The sequence below is a fragment of the Frankia nepalensis genome (assembly GCF_016786325.1).
Lineage (GTDB): Bacteria > Actinomycetota > Actinomycetes > Frankiales > Frankiaceae > Pseudofrankia > Pseudofrankia nepalensis.
This window is the reverse complement of record NZ_JADWYU010000101.1, coordinates 57,845-76,319: the sequence shown is the minus strand read 5'-3', so window position 1 is coordinate 76,319 and position 18,475 is coordinate 57,845. Positions and strand designations below refer to the sequence as shown.

Below are 18,475 nucleotides of genomic sequence, written 5' to 3'. Positions count from 1 at the left end.
GAACTACCCCACACCTCCCGGTCCTGCCCCATACCAGGTCGGGGCCGGGCGCGGAGCGTCCGGCCAGGCGGAGCGGCGATGGTCGCCCCTAGGCGACCCTGAGCCGACCGCCGCACTAGCCTTCGCGATGTGAAGGTGACGGCCCTGGCCGGGGGTATCGGTGGCGCAAGGTTCCTGCGCGGGGTGAAGGCCGCCCTGCCGGACGCGGATGTCACCGTGATCGGCAACACCGGCGACGACATCATCCTGCACCGGCTGAACATCAGTCCGGACCTCGACACGGTCATGTACACCCTGGGCGGCGGCATCTCCGCCGAGCGGGGCTGGGGCCGCGAGGACGAGACGTTCACGGTCGCCGCCGAGCTCGCCGAGTACGGCGTGGGCCCGGCCTGGTTCGGCCTCGGCGACCGGGACCTGGCCACCCATCTGGTACGCACCCAGATGCTTCTGGCCGGCTACTCGCTCTCGGACGTCACCGCCGCGCTGTGCCAGCGCTGGCGGCCTGGCGTGCGGCTGATCCCGATGAGCGACGACCGGGTCGAGACCCACGTCGTCATCACCGACGAGCAGGGCCGCCGGGCCATCCACTTCCAGGAGTGGTGGCTGCGGCTGCGCGCCGCGGTGCCGGCGGAGGCGATCGTCTCGGTCGGGGCGAGCGACGCGAAGCCGGCTCCCGGCGTGCTCGACGCGCTCGCCGAGGCGGACGTGGTGCTGCTGCCACCGTCGAACCCGGTGGTCTCGATCGGCTCGATCCTGTCGGTACCCGGCATCCGCGACGCGGTCCGCGAGACGCCGGCGCCGGTCATCGGGGTGTCACCGATCATCGGTGGCAGCCCGGTGCGCGGGATGGCGGACGCCTGCCTGCGCGCGATCGGGGTCGAGACCTCCGCCGAGGCCGTCGGCCGGCACTACGGCGCTCGGGGCAAGGACGACCCAGGCAGCCGGGGCAAGGACGGCCCAGGCGCCCGGGGCGAGGGGGGCCTGCTGGACGGCTGGCTCGTCGACGCCGCCGACGCGGGCGTCACCGTCCCGGGGGCGCGGGTGAGCGCGCGCCCGTTGCTGATGACCGACCTGGACGCGACCGTCGCGATCGTGCGCGCCGCGCTGGAGCTGGCCGGTGTCTGAGGGCGCGGCGCCCGGGCGGGCGGTGTCTGAGCGGGCGGCGTCTGAGCGGGCCGTGCCTGGGCGGACGGCGCCGGATGGCGGCGCGGGAGCCGGCGCGCGAGCGGTGGAGGCGGCCCGCGGGGACCTGCGGATCATCCCCGTGCCGGGCATCGCGGAGATCCGCCCAGGTGCCGACCTGGCGGAGGCGATCGCCACCGCCATGGCCGCCGCGGGGCTCGCCCTCGCCGACGGCGACGTGCTGGTCGTCACCTCGAAGATCGTCTCGAAGGCGGAGGGCCGGATCGTCCAGGTCTCCGGCGACCGGGAGGCCGCCCGGCTGGCGGCGATCGAGGCCGAGACCGTGCGCGACGTCGCCAGCCGCGGCCCGACCAGGATCGTCGAGACCCGGCACGGTTTCGTGCTCGCGGCGGCCGGCGTCGACGCGTCGAACATCGCCAAGGACAGCCTGGCGCTGCTGCCGCTGGACTCCGACGACAGCGCGCGCCGGCTGCGCGCCGGCCTCGCCGCCCGGTGCGGCGTCGACGTCGCCGTCGTCGTCAGCGACACCGCCGGCCGACCCTGGCGGCGCGGCGTGGTCGACCAGGCCGTGGGCGTCGCCGGGATGGCGGCGCTGCGCAGCCACATCGGCGACGTCGACGGCTACGGCAACGAGCTGGGGATGACCGAGGTCGCCGAGGCCGACCAGCTCGCGGCCGCGGCCGAGCTGGTCAAGGGCAAGCTAACCGGCACGCCGGTCGCCGTGGTCCGCGGCTTCGCTGTCGTGCCCGACGACGAGCGGGGGGTGCGGGCGGTGGTCCGCTCCCCGGCCGAGGACATGTTCCGGCTCGGCACCCTGGAGGCCCGCCGGGCGGCGCTGACCGAGCGGCGCACCGTGCGGGCGTTCTCCGCCGAGCCGGTGGACCTCGCCGCCATCGAGCGGGCGGTGGCGGCGGCGGTGACGGCCCCCGCGCCGCACCACACCACGCCATGGCGCTTCGTGCTGGTCACCGAGCGGCGCGACGAGCTGCTCGCCGAGATGGCCGCGGCCTGGGCCGCCGACCTGCGCCGGGACGGCTTCGACGAGGACTCCGTCACGCGGCGGCTGCGCCGCGGCGACGTGCTGCGCGCCGCGCCCGTGCTGGTGGTGCCGCTGGTCACCGACGACGGCGCGCACGCCTACCCGGACGCCCGCCGGGCCGGCGCGGAGGAGCGGATGTTCGCGGTCGCCGGCGGGGCGGGGGTGCAGAACTTCCTGGTGGCGTTGGCCACCGAGGGGCTGGGCTCGGCCTGGGTGTCGAGCACGATGTTCTGCCCCGACGTGGTCCGCCGGGTGCTGGATCTGCCAGCTGGCTGGGCACCCCTGGGGGCGGTCGCGATCGGCCATCCGGCGGCGCCCGCCGCGCCACGGACGCGACGCGACCCCGGCGCGTTCCTCCTCTACGCGTGACTCCTGGGGACACTTCGTAGGATGCGGGCGTGGCTAAGAAGAGCGCCGATCGAGGTGTCCCCCTGTCGAAGGGCGACGCCGATCGCACCGTCCGCCCGACAGGCAAGAAGAAGGTGGACCGCAACGCCCGGCTGGACGCGTTGCGTCGCGAACAGAAGCGCAAGGAGCGTCGGCGCGCCTTCCTGATCTACGGTACGGCCGGCGGGCTCGCCCTGGTGCTGCTGGCCGTCATCGTCACGTACAGCGTGGTGAGCAACCGCAACGCGGCCAAGGCCCACAAGGTCGGCTACGTGGCCGCGCCGTCGGCGGCGGCCCAGGCGGCCAACTGCACCGGCGTGGTCAACGACCCGCAACAGGTGTCGGACCACCTCAAGGTGCCCGGCGAGACGTTCAACTACAAGCAGGTCCCGCCGTCGTCCGGCAACCACGACGGCGACCCGCTGCCCGACCAGATCCGGTTCTACAACCCGACCTCGGGCATCCGGGTCGAGCGGGCCGTGCACAACCTGGAGCACGGCTTCGTGGTCGGCTGGTACGACGCCAAGCTGCCGGCGGACCAGATCGAGCAGCTGCGGAAGGTCGCGGCCAACGCGGGCAACCGGTTCATCGCGGTCCCGTGGACCCGGTCGGACTTCGCCGACAACCGGCACTTCGTGCTTACCGCCTGGGACCGCACCCAGCGCTGCGGCACGGTCTCCGAGCAGGTCGTCGCCGACTTCATCGAGGGCTACGGGGATCCGGGGCTGGGGGGTGTCGGCTGGGACTCACCAACCGCCCCCGAGTCGGGTTACCAGGGCGGCACCTTCGACGTCACCGAGGACGGCCCGCTGGTCCTGAACGGCGGAGACACCGCCGTCCCGTCGGCCTCGCCCACCATGGGGGGCAACAGCCCCTGAGCGCCAGCACCAGCGCCTGTCGGGCCCGCGACCGTTCGGTCGCGGGCCCGATCCGTGTTGGACTCGCTATGCTCAGCCATCATGAAGATCGGGCCGGAGACTCGGATCGGGCGGATGGCGCAGGCGTTCTCGCTGCACCCAGCGTTCCAGCGGATCGGGCCTTCGGTGGTCCCCAAGGTGGACCGGACACTTCACAAGATCAGCGGCGGCCGGCTGATGATCGGCCAGATGATGCTGCCCATGATCATGCTGGAGCACACCGGGGCGCGCTCCGGCCTCGCGCGCCGCACCCCGCTGGCCACCATGCCGGACGGCGACGGGTTCTGGCTGGTCGGCAGCAACTACGGCCGGACAGGGCACCCGGCGTGGACCGCGAACCTGCTCGCGCATCCGGACGTCGCGGTCGTCCACCGCGGCAAGCGCCGTGAGCTGCGCGCCCGCCTCGTCGAGGGCGAGGAGCGGGCGGCCATGTGGCCGAAGCTGACCACCTTCTGGCCCGGCTACGCCGAGTACGCCAGGATGAACGATCCCGCTCTGCCCACCGGCCGGACCCTGCGCGTCTTCCGCCTCGACCCGCGCTGAGCCGGGCCAGGGCCGACTCGAAGGGCTCCTTCTCCTAGGAGACGACGCCTTCGTAGGAGACGACACCGTTCCACCACGGGATGCCCACGCCCTGGCCTAGCTGGCCCAGTTGGACGTCGGCGGACGGGCCCGGCTCGTGCGCGCCATACCCGGCCAACAGCGTTGCCGTCAGCCTCAGCGAGCGGGCGAGGGCCGACGTCGTGCCCGGCGCGGGAGCATCCATGAGCCCTTGGACTCCGTCCCCGCGCCGGGTTCCCGACGATCCGGCCGGTCGCCCGGCCAGCTGACGGTGGGTCAGACGCGGTCGGAGCTGAAGCGGATGGAGCCGGCGGACAGCGTGCTGCCGGGGAAGACCCGCACGCCGGCGCGCAGCTCGTTGCCCGGCTCGATTCGGGCGCCGTCGCCGATGACGACCCCTTCCAGCACGACGCCCTCGCCGATCACCGCGTCCCGGCCGATGACCGAGTCACGCACCGTCGCGCCGGTGCCGATGGTCGCGCCGTCGAAGAGCACCGCGCCGTCGATCGTCGCGCCGCCGCCCACGGTCACGCCGACGCCGACGGTCGCGCCGCCGAACAGCTTCGCGTCGGAGGCGACGACCGCGCCGCTCAGCACCAGCGCCTCACCCACCGGGCCGGGCAGCGCCGAGGAGGCGATCCGGCCCTGTACCAGGTCGCGGGAGCCACGGACGAAGGCCGCGGGGGTACCCAGGTCGAGCCAGTAGGTGCTGTCCGGGTAGGCGGCGATCGGCACGCCGGCAGCGAGTAGGCCTGGGAAGGTCTCCCGCTCCACCGACACGGGCCGACCGGCCGGGATCTCGTCGATCACCGAGCGGCGGAACACGTAGCAGCCCGCGTTGATCAGGTTGGTCGGCGGGTCCGGGGTCTTCTCCAGGAACTCCGTCACCCGGCCGCTGGCGTCGGTGGGGACGACGCCGAAGGCGCGCGGGTCGTCGACCTCGGTCAGGTGCAGGGTGACCGCCGCGCCGCTGTCGGTGTGCCGGGCGATCAGTGCCTGGATGTCGAGGCCGGACAAAATGTCGCCGTTGAAGATGACAACCGGGTCATCGGGTCCGGAGCGCAGGAAATCGGCGACGTTGCGGATGGCCCCGCCGGTGCCCAGGGGCTCGGTCTCGGTCACGTAGGCCAGCTCGAGGCCATGCGCCGAGCCATCCCCGAAGTACTCCTCGAACACCTCGGCCTTGTACGAGGTGGCGAGCACGACGCGGTCGATCCCGGCGTCGCGCGCGCGGGCGAGCATGTGCGCGGTGACCGGCACCCCGGCGACCGGAAGCATCGGCTTGGGGGCGGACATCGTCAGCGGCCGCAGCCGAGTTCCCTTGCCCCCCACCAGCATCACAGCATCCATAACGGCCAGTTTTCCAGATCTCGTGGGAGTAGACGACGGCGCCCATCCAAGTAGGGCAGACCGTCGCCGAGCCACATCTCGTAGCTACAAGCAGCCAAGCGGCACCAGCACGCTTCCAGCAGACGAGTGCTCATCACCGGGCGGAGGCCGGCCATCGCACAAGGCCAACCGAACCAAAGCCAGGTGAATGTCGACCCCTACCCGCACCCGTGGCGCCACAGTTGCGTTAACGGTCGAAACCGACCGCCAGCGCGTGGACATCCAGGCGCGAGGTCGGTCGCCCTCAGCGCTCGCGAGTGCCGGCGGGTGGCAGCAGGGCCGCGGAGCGAGTGGTCCGGGCGCCGGCGCTGTCCTTGGCGAACGCCAGGGCCGCCAGCAGCCGGGCACCGAGGCCCACGGTGAGCGCCACCCGCAGCGGCAGGTAACCGGGCCCCGCGTACTGGCGGCACAGGTAGCGCACCATGCTGCGATGGTGGGCGACGAGCATCTTTCGCGACGTGCGCTGCGTGGAATGGCCGCCCAGGTGCTCGACGACCGCGCTCGGTACGTACACGCTGCTCCAGCCGGCGAGCCCGAGGCGACGGTCGAGATCGACGTCCTCCATGAACATGAAGTACGACTCGTCGAACCCAGCGACCGACTCGAACGCCTCCCGCCGCAGCAGCTGGACCGAGCCCGACAGCCAGCCGGCCGTCGCCTCGCGGGGCGCGCCGCGCTCCCGGCGGTAGGAGGCCGTCCACGGGTTCGTCGGCCAGAACCAGCCGAACAGCGCGTGCCCGACGCCCCGGCCCAGCGAAGGCAGATCGCGAGCCGACGGGTAGAGCGCGCCGTCCGGGTTGACGATCCCCGGGCCGAACGCCCCGCCGTCCGGCCAGCGCGCCGCGGCGTCGACCAGTTCGTCGACCGAGCCGGCGGTGAACGAGATGTCGGCGTTGGCGACGACCACCCAGGTGCCCCTGGCGCCAGCCGCGCCCCGGTTGGCCGCGGCTCCGTAGCCGAGGTTGCGTCCCGGCCGCACGAGCCGGACCTCAGGACGCTCGGCCGCGGACGCGGTCGCCGCGTCCAGCTCGGGCGAGTTGTCGACGACGACGACCTCGTAGGTCCGCGACGTCGCCTTCGCCAGCGTGTCCAGGAAGTTCGCGATGACGTCGCCGGACCGGAAGGTCACGACGACAACCCGGATCTCCGGCTCAACACTCACCAACGGGCCTCTTTTCTGGTTCGCTCCGTCCGGGCACGGCGCTCCGGCGCCGTCCTCGCCTGGCGGCTCGGACGACACCTCCACGCCGCGTCCTCCTCCGCTCACGTGCGCTCCGGCGACCTCCGCTGCGGTACGCCCACTTCGCTTCGCTGGTGGGCGTATCTCCGCGGAGGCGCGCCTGCGCGCCGCGTGGCTGGATTCCCGCGGCACACGACCTCGCATCGACGGTAGCCGGTGGGTCCTCCCGTCCGACCGGCCGGGTCCACAGGAGCGAAGTGTCCGTCGTAGCGCGCGCTGTGGGTCGCGTTCTGCCGGACAAGTCGGGAGTGATGGTCACCCGCCATGGTCAGGGCCGAGGCCCGTGGACCGGCTCCCGACTTGTCCGCTGATCCGCGAGCTGTAGCTCGCGCTACGACGGACACTTCACCGTCGCCCCGCACCCTCCGCGCGCAAGCGCCCACCCGCAACCAGCCACGATCCCGACCTCGGACCAGGACAGCCCACAGACCTCCAGGCCCTACCCAGCCCCGGGGGGGGGGGGGCCCCCCCCCCCCCCACGGCGGAGCCGGGGTCCCTGCCGGATCGGCGGAGCTTGCGGAGCCGATCTGGGAGGTCCGGATGGTCGCCCCTGGGCGACCTTGAGCCGACCGCCTCAGGCGTCCGCGACGGCGCGGGCGTAGCTGGCGAGGTGGGCGTCGGCGCAGGCCGCCCAGGTGAACTCCCGTGCCCGGGCGAGGCCGGCGGCGGCGAGCTGGGCCCGACGCTCCGCGTCATCGAGCAGCGTGCCGAGCTCACGCGCGATCGAGTCGGCGTCCGGCTGGGTGTAGGCGACCGCGTCGCCGCCGACCTCGGGCAGCGACAGGCGCGGCGTGGTGAGCACCGGGGCGCCGCAGGCCATCGCCTCCAGCACCGGCAGGCCGAAGCCCTCGCCGTGCGACGGGTAGGCGACCAGCTCGGAGCCACCCAGGTAGCCCGGCAGGTCGGAGAAGCGCAGATAGCCCGGCCGTAGCACCCGCAGGTGGCTCGGTACGGCGGCCACCGCGGCGTCCACCTCGTCGTCCCAGCCGGAGCCGCCCGCGAGCACCAAAGCAGGCGGCTCGTCGCGCCAGTGCACCGCCTCGGCCCAGGCACGGATGAGGCTCGGCACGTTCTTGCGCGGCTCCAGCATGCCCAGGAACGCGACGTAGCGGCGGTCGCCGAGGCCGAGGCGCATCCGTACCCGGCGCTTGTCCTCGTCCGTCGGCGGGTGGAACGTCGTCGTGTCGACGCCGTGGTAGGCGACGTCGGTGGTGGTCGACTCCCCGTCCAGGACCCGGACCAGCTCGTCGCGGGTCGCCTTGGACGGCACGATGATCCGGTCGGCCTTGCGGACGGCGGTACGCATCGCCGAGCGGAAGAACGTGCCCTTGACGGCGGTGTGCATCTCCGGCTCGGTGAAGAACGTGACGTCATGGATCGTCACGCACACCGGCCGCTGCGCGCGCAGCGGCATCGTGTAGTGCGGCGAATGGATCACGTCAGCGGCGACCTGCTCGGCTACCAGCGGGAGGCCGGTCTGTTCCCAGGCGAGGCGGGCCGGCCGGTGCGCGATCGCCGCCGGCCCGGACAGAACAGTGGCATCCGGGGCCAGCCGGCTATAGCGTTCTTCGTCCGACCGCTGACACACGAGCGCCAGATCGGCGCCGGCCGCGCCCAAAGCCGCGACCAGCCCATCGACATAGCGCCCGACACCGCCACGGTCCGCCGGAACCGCGGTGGCGTCGACGAGCACCCGGGGTCCCACGGCGCTCCTTCCACCGACATGTGTTGCCTGAATTCGTCTCTGCCGTCTGCGAGGTCAGGTCGACGGGGAGCGCGCAGCACCTGATCGCGCCCCGCCCGCCTGTTTCCCCGACCGCACGCGCCGCCGGCCATGAGGAACTCGCTCCTGGGGCGGCGCATACAACCGGGGCAACACTACGCCCGCCCGTCACCGGCGACGGACACGGCCGGGGAACCTTTCACACGACGGTAGAGCTCCCAGCACTCGCGCGCCGCCTCAACCCAGCTAAAGTGCCGAGCCCGTGCGCGTCCGCTGTCCGACAGGCGGGCCCGCAGCGCGTGATCGGCGACGATCCGGCTGACGCCGGCGGCCAGCTGGGTCGGGTCGTCGACCGGCACGACGGTCCCCGCCGGCCCCGCGACCTCGACGAGCGCGGGCACGTCGGAGACGACCACCGGCACGCCGTGCGCCATCGCCTCGACCACCGGCAGGCCGAACCCCTCTGACCGGGACGGGGCGACCAGCACACTGGCCCGCGACAGCACGACGGCCAGGTCCGCGTCGTCGATCCGGCCGAGCGAGCGGAACCGGCCGGCCGCCACGCCGAGCTTGGCCGCCTCGGCGGCCGCGTCCAACGCCCCCCAGCCCGGCTGGCCGACGTGCAGCAGCGGCAGCCGGGCCGCCGGGCCGGTGACCATCCCGAGAGCGGCGAGCGCCACCTCGAGGCCCTTGCGCGGCTCCAGCGTGGCGAGCGTGAGCAGGTAGCCGTCGGGGGGCAGGCCGAGGCGCCTGGCGCGGTCGTCGGCGTCCGGCCCCACCCGCAGGACCGCGTCGGCGGCGCCCTCGCCGATCACGTGCATCCTGCCGTCCGGCACCCGCAGGAAGGGGCGCAGGTCGGCCGCGACGGCCTCGGTGGGCACGACGATGGCGTCGGCGGTACGGGCGGCCCGCGCGCCCATCTCCTGGTGCCAGCGGGCACCGTGCGGCGTCAGCGTGCGCGGGTGCGTCCAGGGGACGGCGTCGTGGATCGTCACCACGAGCGGCACGCCGCGCCGGCGCGGCGGCACGAGCAGCGTGGGCGCGTGCACGACGTCCACCCCGGTCGGAGTCGGGCCGGCGCCACGCGCCCACGCGGTCGCCAGCGCCCGTCTCGGCAGCCCCAGCCGCAGCGGCCCGAGCACGCCGGGGAGCGCCGCGTCCGCGGTCACCGGCCCGCGCCCGCCCGGGAGCCGGGCCGCCAGCGCCTCGCCGACGGGGGCCGGCAGCCGTCTCGCCCGCGCCGGGCGATGTTCGGGGCGCCAGGCGCACCAGCCGACGACCCCGTCGCCGGGGGCGGCGGTCCTGGCGAGCGCCGCGGCAAGCTCGGCCGAGTACCGGCCGGTGCCACCCGGCACCGGCGCGAGCACCTGATCGAGAAGGAAACCCACCCGCACGAAGCCCGCGCCTCCTCAGCGACGCCCGGCCCGGCCAGGGCCAGGGCTCCTGCCGGACCGGCGGCCCGTGCCACCGCCAGGCCGGCGCGGGCCACCCGGACGGCCCGTCCCGGACGACCGGCCGGACACGCCGGGCCGCCCCGAGCCACCCGGGCGGTCGGCGCCGCCTGGCGGGCTGGCGCCGTCGGGTCCGCGGGCGGCGTTGATCCCGGCGCCGACCATCACGGCGCAGGCCACCGCACCGACGATGTGACCCCACGCCCGGTGGTCGAACGTGGCGAACAGGGCGCCCATGCCAAAGATCACCAGGGCGAAGAACAGGACGGTGAGGAGGACGGCGAGCGCCCGCTGCGCGTTCACCCGCTCGGTCAGCCCCGCCTGCGGGCATGCGTGAGGACCACGCTGCCGCCGTCGTCGGGGGAGCGCCGGTCGTCGAGGGCGACCAGCGGCGACAGCGGGGCCGCCGCGTTCCAGCCAGCCCGGCCACCCTTCGCCGACAGGGTCAGGTAGAGCCGCTCGGCGCGCTCGGAGCGGAACATGTGGGTCTGGCGGACGACGTCCAGGCCTGCGCCGTCGAGCAGCTTGTTCAGGACGTTCGCCGGGTAGGTGTGCTTGACGTGGTAGCGCTCGCGGTGACGGGCGAGCATCGCCGGCCAGCGCTCCGCCCTGGTCAGCGCGTCAGCGGAGAGCACCAGGTCGCCACCGGGGCGCAGCACCCGCGCCATCTCGGCGAGCGCGGCGGCGCCGTCGTCGAAGTGCTCGATCGCGCACACCGACATGACGACGTCGAACGACCCGTCGGCGAACGGCAGCCGCAGGGCGTCGCCCTCGATGAGGCCGGGGTGCCCGCGCAGCCGCCGGCCGAACTCGAGCTTGCGCCGGGCGAGGTCGAGGCAGACGGCGCGCGCGCCGCGGCGGCCCGCCTGGCCCGCCCAGTAGCCGTCCCCGCCGGCGACGTCGAGCAGGGTCCGCCCACGCAGGTCGCCGACCCAGCTCAGCAGGGTCGAGACCTCCCGGCGGCGCATCACGTGCACCTGGTGCCCGACGTAGGCCAGGGCATCGTCACGCAGCGAGCTCATGCTCTCCAGTCTGCCCGCCGCGTCGGCCAGGGCCCGTGCCGGGGTCGGCCACGGCGCGGCCGGGCCGCCCCCAGACGGGGAGAAGCCGTCAGGTACCAGGCCGAGCCGGTCGCCGGGTCGTCGCCGGATCCGCCTTGGGCCGTCCAGGCCGCCTGGACCGCCCGGGCCGCGACGGGGACCGAGCGAGCCGAGCCGCCCGCCGCCGAACCGGAGGCGGGGTCGGCGCCCGTCAGCCACCGCCCCGGATCGGCCGCCCGAGCCCGGGCCGGGTCCCGCCCTGATTCCGCGCGGCCGGGACCCCCGGACCCGCGAGCACGGCCGCCGGGGGGCGGGCGTGGACGGGGCGGGGGCCCGCGGGAAGCGTCCGGCCGCCGGGACGGCGCGGGCCGGGGGTGGCGACCCACAGGTAGGTCGGGGCGAATGGCAGCGCGGCCCGCGCGAGCCAGGCCCGCGCCGCCACCGACCGCCGGCCCGGTGGCCGGCCGGCGCCCGGCAGCCGGGCAGCCAGGCCGGCCAGCCACGGCGGCGGGGTGCCGAGCCAGGGCAGCCGGGGCAGGTCGGCCTCGGCGTGGAAGGTCTCGGGCGCGAGCATGACCGCGGCGGTGTAGTCCCAGGCCCGCAGCCCGACCCGGGTCAGCATCCGGCGCAGGCCGCGCCGGGTGCGGTAGCGCTCGTAGTAGTGCTCTCCGCGGCCGGTCACCCGCAGGTAGGCGTCGGCGAGCACGGGCGGCAGCCACGACAGCATCGGCAGCCGGTGGTGCGGCTCCACGACGCCGAGCCGGTTGCCGAGGCCGAGGTAGACGATGCCGTCGGGGGCGAGCACCCGGCACGCCTCGGCGACCAGCTCGTCAGCGTCGACGACGTGCTCGTAGATGTGGTTGAGGATGACGACGTCGACGGCGCCGTCCGGCAGCGGCAGCGCCAGCCCGTCGGCCTGGACGAACCGGGCCCGCCGGGCGAACCGCGCCCTGGCGCGGCGCAGCCCGGCGACGTCGATGTCGACGCCGGTCACCTCGGCGCCCGCCGCGGCCAGTTCGTCGGCGATGAAGCCGGCCGAGCAGCCGACGTCGAGCACCCGCAGGCCGGCGAGCACCCGCGGCCCGTCCCGGCCGTCCCGGCCGAGGAAGTGCGCGAGCACCGCGATGAGCTTGCGCGCCTTGCGCCGGCGGGTGAACTCGTCGAGGGTGCGCGGCTCGGTCTCGGAGTAGCACAGCTGGCGCCCACGCGACCGGGTGGGACGCGGCCGGAGGCCCGCGCGGCGCGGGCCCGGCCGGCCGGGCAGTTTCGGCTGACGCGATGGCGCGGTACGTGTCGTTTCTCTCACAGCCAGTGAGAGTACGGAGCGCGCACTAACTCTTACTTATTGTGCTTATCGGTGGTCCACGCGCCGCTGGCCCTCGATCGCCTCCAACAGAGTGTCGAGGTAGCGCTCCCAGCCGCCGGCGGTGTCCGGCGGGCGCACCTTCGCGGCCAGCGCCGTGAGCACCCCCGGCTCGTACAGCCGGCGCAGCGCCGCGGCCAGCGCCGCCGGGTCGCCCGGCGGGACCAGCAGCCCGTCCACCCCGTCCGAGACGGCCGCGGGCAGCGTGCCGACGGAGGTGGCGACGACCGGCAGACCGTGCAGGTGCGCGAGATCGACGTTCTGCGACGCGGTGCCGGCGCGGTAGGGCAGCACCAGCGCGTCCGCGGCGGCGAACAGGGCGGGCACGTCGGCGGCGTCGACGTAGCCGGGGCGCAGCTCCACCCGGTCGGCGAGGCCGAGCTCGGCGACGAGCGCCTGGGTCGCCTCCTGGCCGCCCCAGAACTCGCCGGCGACGGTCAGCGCGACGTCCGGCGGCCCGGCGGCCAGCGCCCGCAGCAGCACGTCCAGCCCCTTGTACGGCCGCACCAGCCCGAAGAACAGCAACCGTCGCCTCGGGCCGCCCAGCGCGCTTGTCGCCTCGCCCGTCGCCTGGCCCGCCGGTTCGCCTGCCCGGTCCGGCGCCGCCGGCGCGTCCGCGGCGTGGACCCGGCGGCTCGGGGCGGTCCACAGGTGCGGCGCCATCGCGGCGACGCGCACGGGGGCGGCGGTCAGCGCGGCGGCGCGGGTGGCCTCGGCGTCGGTGTGGACGAGCACGGCGCCGGCGCGGCGCAGCACGGCCCTGATCAGCGGCTCGTCGAGGCGCCGGCGCTCGTGCGGCAGCACGTTGTGACACAGGGCGAGCACCGCCGGCCCGGCCGCCCGCCGGCCGGCGCGGCCCAGCCCGGCGAGGATGCCGAGGTAGGCCGGGGCCTGGATGGGCGTGACCACCACGACGACGACCGCGTCGGCGCGGCGGCGCAGCCGGCGGCCGAGGCGCACCCAGCCGTCGGGGCGCCACCACGACAGCGGGTAGCCGGTGGCCGGGAACGGCTCCATCTCGGGCGCGTCGACCCGCTGCTGGCCCGGGTACAGCCTGGCGGGGTACTGCGCGGACCAGGATTCGATCCACACGTCGTGGCCGCGCCGGGCAAGCCGGTGCGCGAGCTCGGTGGTGTGCTGCGCGATCCCGCCCTTGTAGGGATGAGTCGGCCCGACGATCGCGATCCGCGGCCGCCCGGCCCGGGCCGCCGGGGCCGGCCCGCCCCGCGGGTCAGGAACTGCCACGGGACCGGGCCACGAGGTCGCCGAGCAGGGCGAGGACCGCGATCTGGAAGCCGACCAGGATCGCCAGCAGCGTCGACGTGGCGACGTGGAAGTCGTAGCGGGCGAGGTCGACGATCAGCTTGATGAACCCCAACCCCATGATCCACAGTGCGACCGGGAGCAGCACCTTGAGCGGGTCGAAGTACATCACCATCCGCAGGACCTGCAGGATGTAACGCCGCGCGTCCCGGAACGGGTGGAACTTCGACTTCCCGGATCGCTTCGCGTAGTCGATCGGGAGGTAGTCCACCGGGTGCTGGTTGGACAGGAACGCCATCGTGATCGTGGTGACGCAGGAGAACCCGGGCGGCAGCAGCCGCAGGTACGGCAGGGAGACCTCGCGGCGGAACGCCCGCAGCCCGGAGTTCAGATCCGGGATCTTCGTCCCGGACAGCCGCTGCGCGACCATCCGGATGAACCACTTCGCCGGCACCCGCGCCCACTTGTGGGTGCCCTCCTCGGAGGTGCGGGCGCCGACGACCTGGTCCACGTCCGGGTTGTCGTCGAGGTACTTGACGAACTCCGGGATCCGCTCGTTCGGGTAGGTCATGTCCGCGTCGGTCCAGACCACGATCTGGCCGCGCGCCTCCTGCGTCCCGATCCGGCGGGCGGTACCGGAACCGCCGTTGCGCCGGAACGGCATCAGCCGCATCTTCGGGAAGCGGGGCGCCACCTCGTGGAGCACCGCCAGCGTGTCGTCGGTCGACTTGTCGTCGATGACCAGCAGCTCATAGCTGTAGCGGCTGGCGTCCATCGCCGCGCTGATCCGCTCGAGTTCGAGGACGACGTGGTCCTGCTCGTTGAAGCAGGGCAGCACGACGGTCACGTACGGCGCGTCCCGCTGGGTCGAGAGCTGATCGTCGTCGCCGGGCGCGGTGAGCATGGACGCGTCCGAGGGGTGGGGCTTGCGGATGGCGCTGACACTCACGTCGGTCTTACTCCCGGTCGCTGCTGTTTAGGACCCCGCGGCGCGTGGAGCGCCGCGTCTGGGTCCCCGTCTACAAGGCAGCGCCGCCGTCTCGGCCACCGCCTCGGCCGCCGGCGACGCGCCGAGGCCCGGCTCCACGCCCATGCTCGCCGACGGTGGTTCGCGTGCCAGCGTGACACGGTGACGCGCACGCCCGGACGGTGGGCGGGTCTTGGACACGATATGTGACGGCCACCGGTCTCCCACGGAGACCACTGAGGATCACACCGGCCGGCCGGCGCGCCGGCCGGCCGCGATTCCGGCGCGTTCACGCAGGTCAGGGCCCGGCGCGACCGACGTCGCCGCCGCGCCGCCCCAGGCCGGGCCCGCGTCGTCGCGGCCTGGCGCGCGCGGAGACCCCGAGGCCCGGTGAGGCCACTCACGGCAACGGCGCCTAGGGTGGTATTCGTGGGTGCTTTCAGGAGCGATCTACGCGAATACGTCCAGCACGTCCGGTCGCTGCACGCCGCCCGGGAGACCTCGGCACTGGCGTTCGTCACCGGGCTGCGCTATCCGCTTGCCTACGGCAAGCCGATCTGGACGGGCTCGCGCACGATCATCGAGGGTCATGAGCGCTTCGAGTTCGCCCCTGGTGGTGTGCTAAGGGTCGGCCTCGGCTCGTTCGGGCTGTCCACCAAGCACGACTCGTCGATCGTCCGAGTACACCCGGAGGGGCGGCTGCGCTGCGAGGGCGTCGTGTCGCTGCAGCGCGGCGTGCGCGTCGTCGTCGACTCCGGGCTACTGCAGCTCGGCCACGGGGTCAACATCAACGGCTTCGCGAAGATCCTGGTCCGCGACCGGGTGTCGATCGGCGAGCACTGCACGATCTCGTGGAACACCCAGCTCATGGACAACGACTTCCACCCGATCGTCGTCGACGGCGTACAGCAGCCGCAGAGCGCGCCCATCGTCATCGAGGACCACGTGTGGGTCGGCGCCGGCGCGATCGTGCTCAAGGGTGTGACGATCGGTGAGGGCGCCATCGTCGCCGCCGGCGCCGTCGTGACCAGGGACGTTCCCGCGAAGGCCATCGTCGCCGGCTCCCCCGCCAAGGTCATCGGCACCGCCGACGCCTGGAGCTGACGGCCGCGGGGTGGGTAGCCCCTGTTCGCCGCCTCCGGTCGGCTTCGCCAGGACGGCCGCCGGATGTCTCCCCCAGAGGGCCGGCCCCTCAGGCCCTCGACGCCGGGCCGCGGCCGCCGAGATTCCGGTCGCGCGGCTGCCCGGAGGGCCGTTCTCAGGCGCTACCGATACGTTTCCTGGACTCTGGGTTGAATTTGGGTGGATCGGGTGCCATCTGGCGTGGGTGGCCCGGGGCGGGACGCCTACCATGACAGGCGTCCATCGCCCGGGGGGTCTTCTGCTGTGTCATCTGAGGCCGAGAACGGGCCGGTGTCGTCTGAGGCCGGGAACGGGCCCTCACCTGAGGCCAAGAACGGCCTGGTGCCTTCCGAGGCTGAGAACCGTCTGACGTCGCCCAGGGCCAGGAACGGGCGCCTGTCGCCCGAGGCCAGGAACGGGCCGGCGCCTTCCGAAGCTGAGAAGGGGCCGCCGCCCAAGGCCAAGAACGGGCCGGGGCTGCCCAAGGCCACCAACGGGCCGGGGCCGCTCAAGGCCACCAACGGGCCGGTACCACCCGAAGCGAAGAACGGGCCGGGACCTTCCGAGGCCGAGAACGGGCCGGGGCACGCCGCCGCGGCGGACCGGCGGCCGGCCACTGGGGCGGACGCCGGCCCCCGCGAGCTGCTGCGGCCCGAGGTGCGCTTCCGCCCCTGGCGGGTGCTGCGTTCCGCGCCCGCGCCCGTCTGGCTGATCACCATCCTGTTCACGCTGCTGCTGGGCAGCTGGTCGGTGCTGGTGCCGCAGTACCACGCGCCGGACGAGCCGCATCACGTCGACGCGGTGATGCGGCTGGCGGAAGGGAAGGGCTGGCCTCCGGTCGGGCACGCGACCGCCTCCCCCGAGACGGTCGGCTCGATCGTCGAGGCGCCCTACGGCACCCGGGACAACCCGCGTGAGCTGGCGGTCGGGCCGTTCACCGAGGCCGACGCGACCGATCGCGCGGACCGGCCCGAGTGGCGGGAGCTGCCCAGGCCGGGCCAGCCAGCGGGGGACGTGCAGCAGATGATGCAGCACCCGCCGCTGTACTACCTCGCGGGCGCCGCGCTGGTGAAGCTGCCGCCCGGGGCGCCGCAGGACCTGCGGTTCGACCTGGTCATCGGGCTGCTGCGGCTGATGAGCGTGCTCATGGTGGCGCCGCTGCCCCTGATCGCGTGGGCCGCCGCCGAGCGGATCACCGAGAGCCGCGCCGCCGGCCGGGTCGCGGCGCTGCTCCCGCTGGCCATCCCGATGCTGACCCACATCGGCTCGAGCGTGAACAACGACGCGCTGCTGGTGCTCGCCGGGGCGCTGACGACGCTGGCGCTGTGCTATGTGCTGCGCGGCGACACGTCGGCGCGCACCGGCTGCTGGGTCGGCGCGTTCATCGGGATCGCGATGCTGTCGAAGTCGCTGGGCATCGTGTTCGTCCCGCTGGCGGTCGTCGCCTACCTGCTGGCCTGGCGGCGGGCCCGCGGGGCGCTGGCACGGGAAGGGGCCAGCGCGGGGGAGGCCGGAGCCCTGCCCGCCCCCGAGCGGACGCGGGCGGACGGCGCCCCGTTCCTGCTCGCGGAGGCGGCGGCCGGCCCCGCCGTGTCGCCGGCGGCGGCTCGGTTCCCGTGGCGGCCGCTGCTGACCGGCACGGTGGCGGCGCTGGCGTTCGGCGCCTGGTGGTTCGTCGTCAACCTGGTCCGCTACCACACGTTCCAGCCGACGACGCCCGGTTTCGTGCTCGGCACCGAGCTGTCCGGCTGGGGGGAGTTCGCGGACGTACTGGTCAACGGCACGATCCTGCGTTGGTGGGGCGAGTTCGGCTGGTTCGAGGCGAACCTGCCGGAGCTGGCCGCGCGGATCGGCACCGTCGTGGTCGCGGTGCTCGCGGCGGTCGGCATCGCGGCCGCGCGCCCGAGGGCGAGGCGGGTTGACCTCGTGCTCATGCTCTGGCCGACGGCCGGCCTGTTCGGCCTGATGACGCTCCAGTCCGGGCTGCACTTCCATGACACGTCGCACGCCAGCGGCATCTCCGGCCGCTACCTGTTCGCCGGCCTGGTGGCGCTCGCCGTCGGGGTCGGCGCCGGCGCCGCGTCGGCCGGCCGGCTGTCCCGGTTCACCCCGCTGGTCATGCTCGCGGGCGCGGTCGCGATGCAGGCCATGGCGATCTGCGTCCTGTTCCCGCGCTGGTGGGAGGGCCCGGGCGGCGACGCGCGGGACGGCCTGGACGCGCTGCTCGCCTGGTCGCCGTGGCCGCCGGTCGCGGTCGAGGTCGTTCTCGGGCTGTGCGCGCTCACGCTGCTGGCCGTCGCCGTCTGGGCGGTGGTGTTCGCGATCCGCCCGGTCCCGCGGGACCCGGGTGAGCGAGACGCCGGCAAGCCCGGCGCCATGCCGCTCGCCGACCTGATCGCCGGCAACGTCGGCGGCCCCGCCGGCCCCTACGACTGGTTCGGCACCGGCGCCCATCCCCTCCAACCCGACGCCGGCACCCCCCAGTCCGACCAGACCCTCACCATCCCCCGCCGCCCCGGCGCCCACCGCCACCGCAAGGCGTAGCCCCGGCCCGCCACTCGGCGGCGGGCGGTGGGCGGCGGGGTGAACGCGGCGCGCAGGACAACCGCGGTTCCCGGCGCGTGGCAGTTCGAGGCGCGCGGCCCTGGTCCCAGCTCCGCCCTGGCCCTGGCTCGGCAGCCCGCGGGCCCTCGGCGCTGGCCGGGCCGGGTGGGGTTGCACGGTCACCACCGCCCCTGGAATCGGTCCATGGCCTATGGCGCCGAACTGGCACGTTTTCGGCACCACAGCCCATGGGATCACCGGCCGAACACCCACAGGCCATGACCGGCCGGTCGGGCGGGGCGTAGGTGGGTTCTTCTGGTAGATCG

At 74.4% G+C, this 18,475-nt stretch carries 16 protein-coding genes; 6 read left to right on the top strand and 10 right to left on the bottom strand.

Going from position 1 to position 18,475, the window contains the following annotated elements; all coding sequences use genetic code 11:
* Nucleotides 1-129 precede the first annotated feature (129 nt).
* The 4 genes from cofD (at nt 130) to I6A81_RS11455 (ending at nt 4,029) form a co-directional block, all read left to right on the top strand.
* On the top strand, nt 130-1,125 hold the full coding sequence (gene cofD, locus I6A81_RS11470; protein WP_203003701.1) for a 2-phospho-L-lactate transferase: 996 nt from the start codon (nt 130-132) through the stop codon (nt 1,123-1,125).
* Between the two features lie 103 nt (nt 1,126-1,228).
* A complete protein-coding gene (locus tag I6A81_RS11465; protein WP_307874601.1) occupies nt 1,229-2,551 on the top strand; it encodes a coenzyme F420-0:L-glutamate ligase in 1,323 nt (440 codons plus the stop codon).
* Between the two features lie 62 nt (nt 2,552-2,613).
* The gene (locus I6A81_RS11460; protein ID WP_203010174.1) at nt 2,614-3,447 is read left to right on the top strand and encodes a DUF3105 domain-containing protein; all 834 of its coding nucleotides are present in this window, start codon (nt 2,614-2,616) and stop codon (nt 3,445-3,447) included.
* Between the two features lie 81 nt (nt 3,448-3,528).
* On the top strand, nt 3,529-4,029 hold the full coding sequence (locus tag I6A81_RS11455) for a nitroreductase family deazaflavin-dependent oxidoreductase (protein WP_203006349.1): 501 nt from the start codon (nt 3,529-3,531) through the stop codon (nt 4,027-4,029).
* Nucleotides 4,030-4,063: 34 nt separating this feature from the next.
* On the opposite strand, the gene I6A81_RS11450 is transcribed toward I6A81_RS11455, so the two are convergent.
* The 10 genes from I6A81_RS11450 to I6A81_RS11405 form a co-directional block, all read right to left on the bottom strand.
* The gene (locus I6A81_RS11450) at nt 4,064-4,252 is read right to left on the bottom strand and encodes a hypothetical protein (protein WP_203006348.1); all 189 of its coding nucleotides are present in this window, start codon (nt 4,250-4,252) and stop codon (nt 4,064-4,066) included.
* A gap of 71 nt (nt 4,253-4,323) precedes the next feature.
* Nucleotides 4,324-5,397: a mannose-1-phosphate guanylyltransferase gene (manB, locus tag I6A81_RS11445; RefSeq protein WP_203006347.1), complete on the bottom strand. Its 1,074-nt coding sequence runs from the start codon at nt 5,395-5,397 to the stop codon at nt 4,324-4,326.
* 283 nt (nt 5,398-5,680) lie between these two features.
* Nucleotides 5,681-6,598, bottom strand: coding sequence for a glycosyltransferase (locus I6A81_RS11440; RefSeq protein WP_203006346.1), 918 nt, complete (start codon nt 6,596-6,598; stop codon nt 5,681-5,683).
* Nucleotides 6,599-7,250: 652 nt separating this feature from the next.
* Nucleotides 7,251-8,381 carry a glycosyltransferase family 4 protein gene (locus tag I6A81_RS11435; protein ID WP_203006345.1) on the bottom strand — a complete coding sequence of 377 codons (1,131 nt, stop codon included), beginning with the start codon at nt 8,379-8,381 and terminating at the stop codon, nt 7,251-7,253.
* A gap of 173 nt (nt 8,382-8,554) precedes the next feature.
* Nucleotides 8,555-9,793: a glycosyltransferase family 4 protein gene (locus I6A81_RS11430; RefSeq protein ID WP_203006344.1), complete on the bottom strand. Its 1,239-nt coding sequence runs from the start codon at nt 9,791-9,793 to the stop codon at nt 8,555-8,557.
* Between the two features lie 15 nt (nt 9,794-9,808).
* On the bottom strand, nt 9,809-10,153 hold the full coding sequence (locus I6A81_RS11425) for a hypothetical protein (RefSeq protein ID WP_203006343.1): 345 nt from the start codon (nt 10,151-10,153) through the stop codon (nt 9,809-9,811).
* Nucleotides 10,154-10,161: 8 nt separating this feature from the next.
* Nucleotides 10,162-10,872: a class I SAM-dependent methyltransferase gene (locus tag I6A81_RS11420; RefSeq protein WP_203006342.1), complete on the bottom strand. Its 711-nt coding sequence runs from the start codon at nt 10,870-10,872 to the stop codon at nt 10,162-10,164.
* Between the two features lie 229 nt (nt 10,873-11,101).
* Nucleotides 11,102-12,196 (bottom strand): class I SAM-dependent methyltransferase, encoded by a 1,095-nt coding sequence (locus I6A81_RS11415; RefSeq protein ID WP_203006341.1) that lies wholly within the window; start codon nt 12,194-12,196, stop codon nt 11,102-11,104.
* Between the two features lie 45 nt (nt 12,197-12,241).
* The gene (locus I6A81_RS11410) at nt 12,242-13,498 is read right to left on the bottom strand and encodes a glycosyltransferase (protein ID WP_203006340.1); all 1,257 of its coding nucleotides are present in this window, start codon (nt 13,496-13,498) and stop codon (nt 12,242-12,244) included.
* Complete coding sequence (locus I6A81_RS11405; RefSeq protein WP_203006352.1) at nt 13,485-14,420, bottom strand: glycosyltransferase family 2 protein; 936 nt, start codon at nt 14,418-14,420, stop codon at nt 13,485-13,487. The genes I6A81_RS11410 and I6A81_RS11405 overlap by 14 nt, the downstream gene beginning before the upstream one ends.
* A 492-nt stretch (nt 14,421-14,912) precedes the next feature.
* Here I6A81_RS11405 and I6A81_RS11400 point away from each other — a divergent pair, with 492 nt between their 5' ends.
* Entirely contained in the window at nt 14,913-15,587 is a 675-nt protein-coding gene (locus I6A81_RS11400; RefSeq protein WP_203006339.1) for an acyltransferase, read from the top strand.
* Between the two features lie 360 nt (nt 15,588-15,947).
* The gene (locus tag I6A81_RS11395; protein ID WP_307874593.1) at nt 15,948-18,149 is read left to right on the top strand and encodes a DUF2142 domain-containing protein; all 2,202 of its coding nucleotides are present in this window, start codon (nt 15,948-15,950) and stop codon (nt 18,147-18,149) included.
* Nucleotides 18,150-18,475: the final 326 nt, after the last annotated feature.

Excerpts from the sequence above, each read along its gene's own strand:
- manB (WP_203006347.1), bottom strand. The coding sequence starts at position 5,397 with ATGGATGCTGTGATGCTGGTGGGGGGCAAGGGAACTCGGCTGCGGCCG.
- I6A81_RS11455 (WP_203006349.1), top strand. The coding sequence starts at position 3,529 with ATGAAGATCGGGCCGGAGACTCGGATCGGGCGGATGGCGCAGGCGTTC.
- I6A81_RS11405 (WP_203006352.1), bottom strand. The coding sequence starts at position 14,420 with ATGCTCACCGCGCCCGGCGACGACGATCAGCTCTCGACCCAGCGGGAC.
- I6A81_RS11450 (WP_203006348.1), bottom strand. The coding sequence starts at position 4,252 with ATGGATGCTCCCGCGCCGGGCACGACGTCGGCCCTCGCCCGCTCGCTG.
- I6A81_RS11420 (WP_203006342.1), bottom strand. The coding sequence starts at position 10,872 with ATGAGCTCGCTGCGTGACGATGCCCTGGCCTACGTCGGGCACCAGGTG.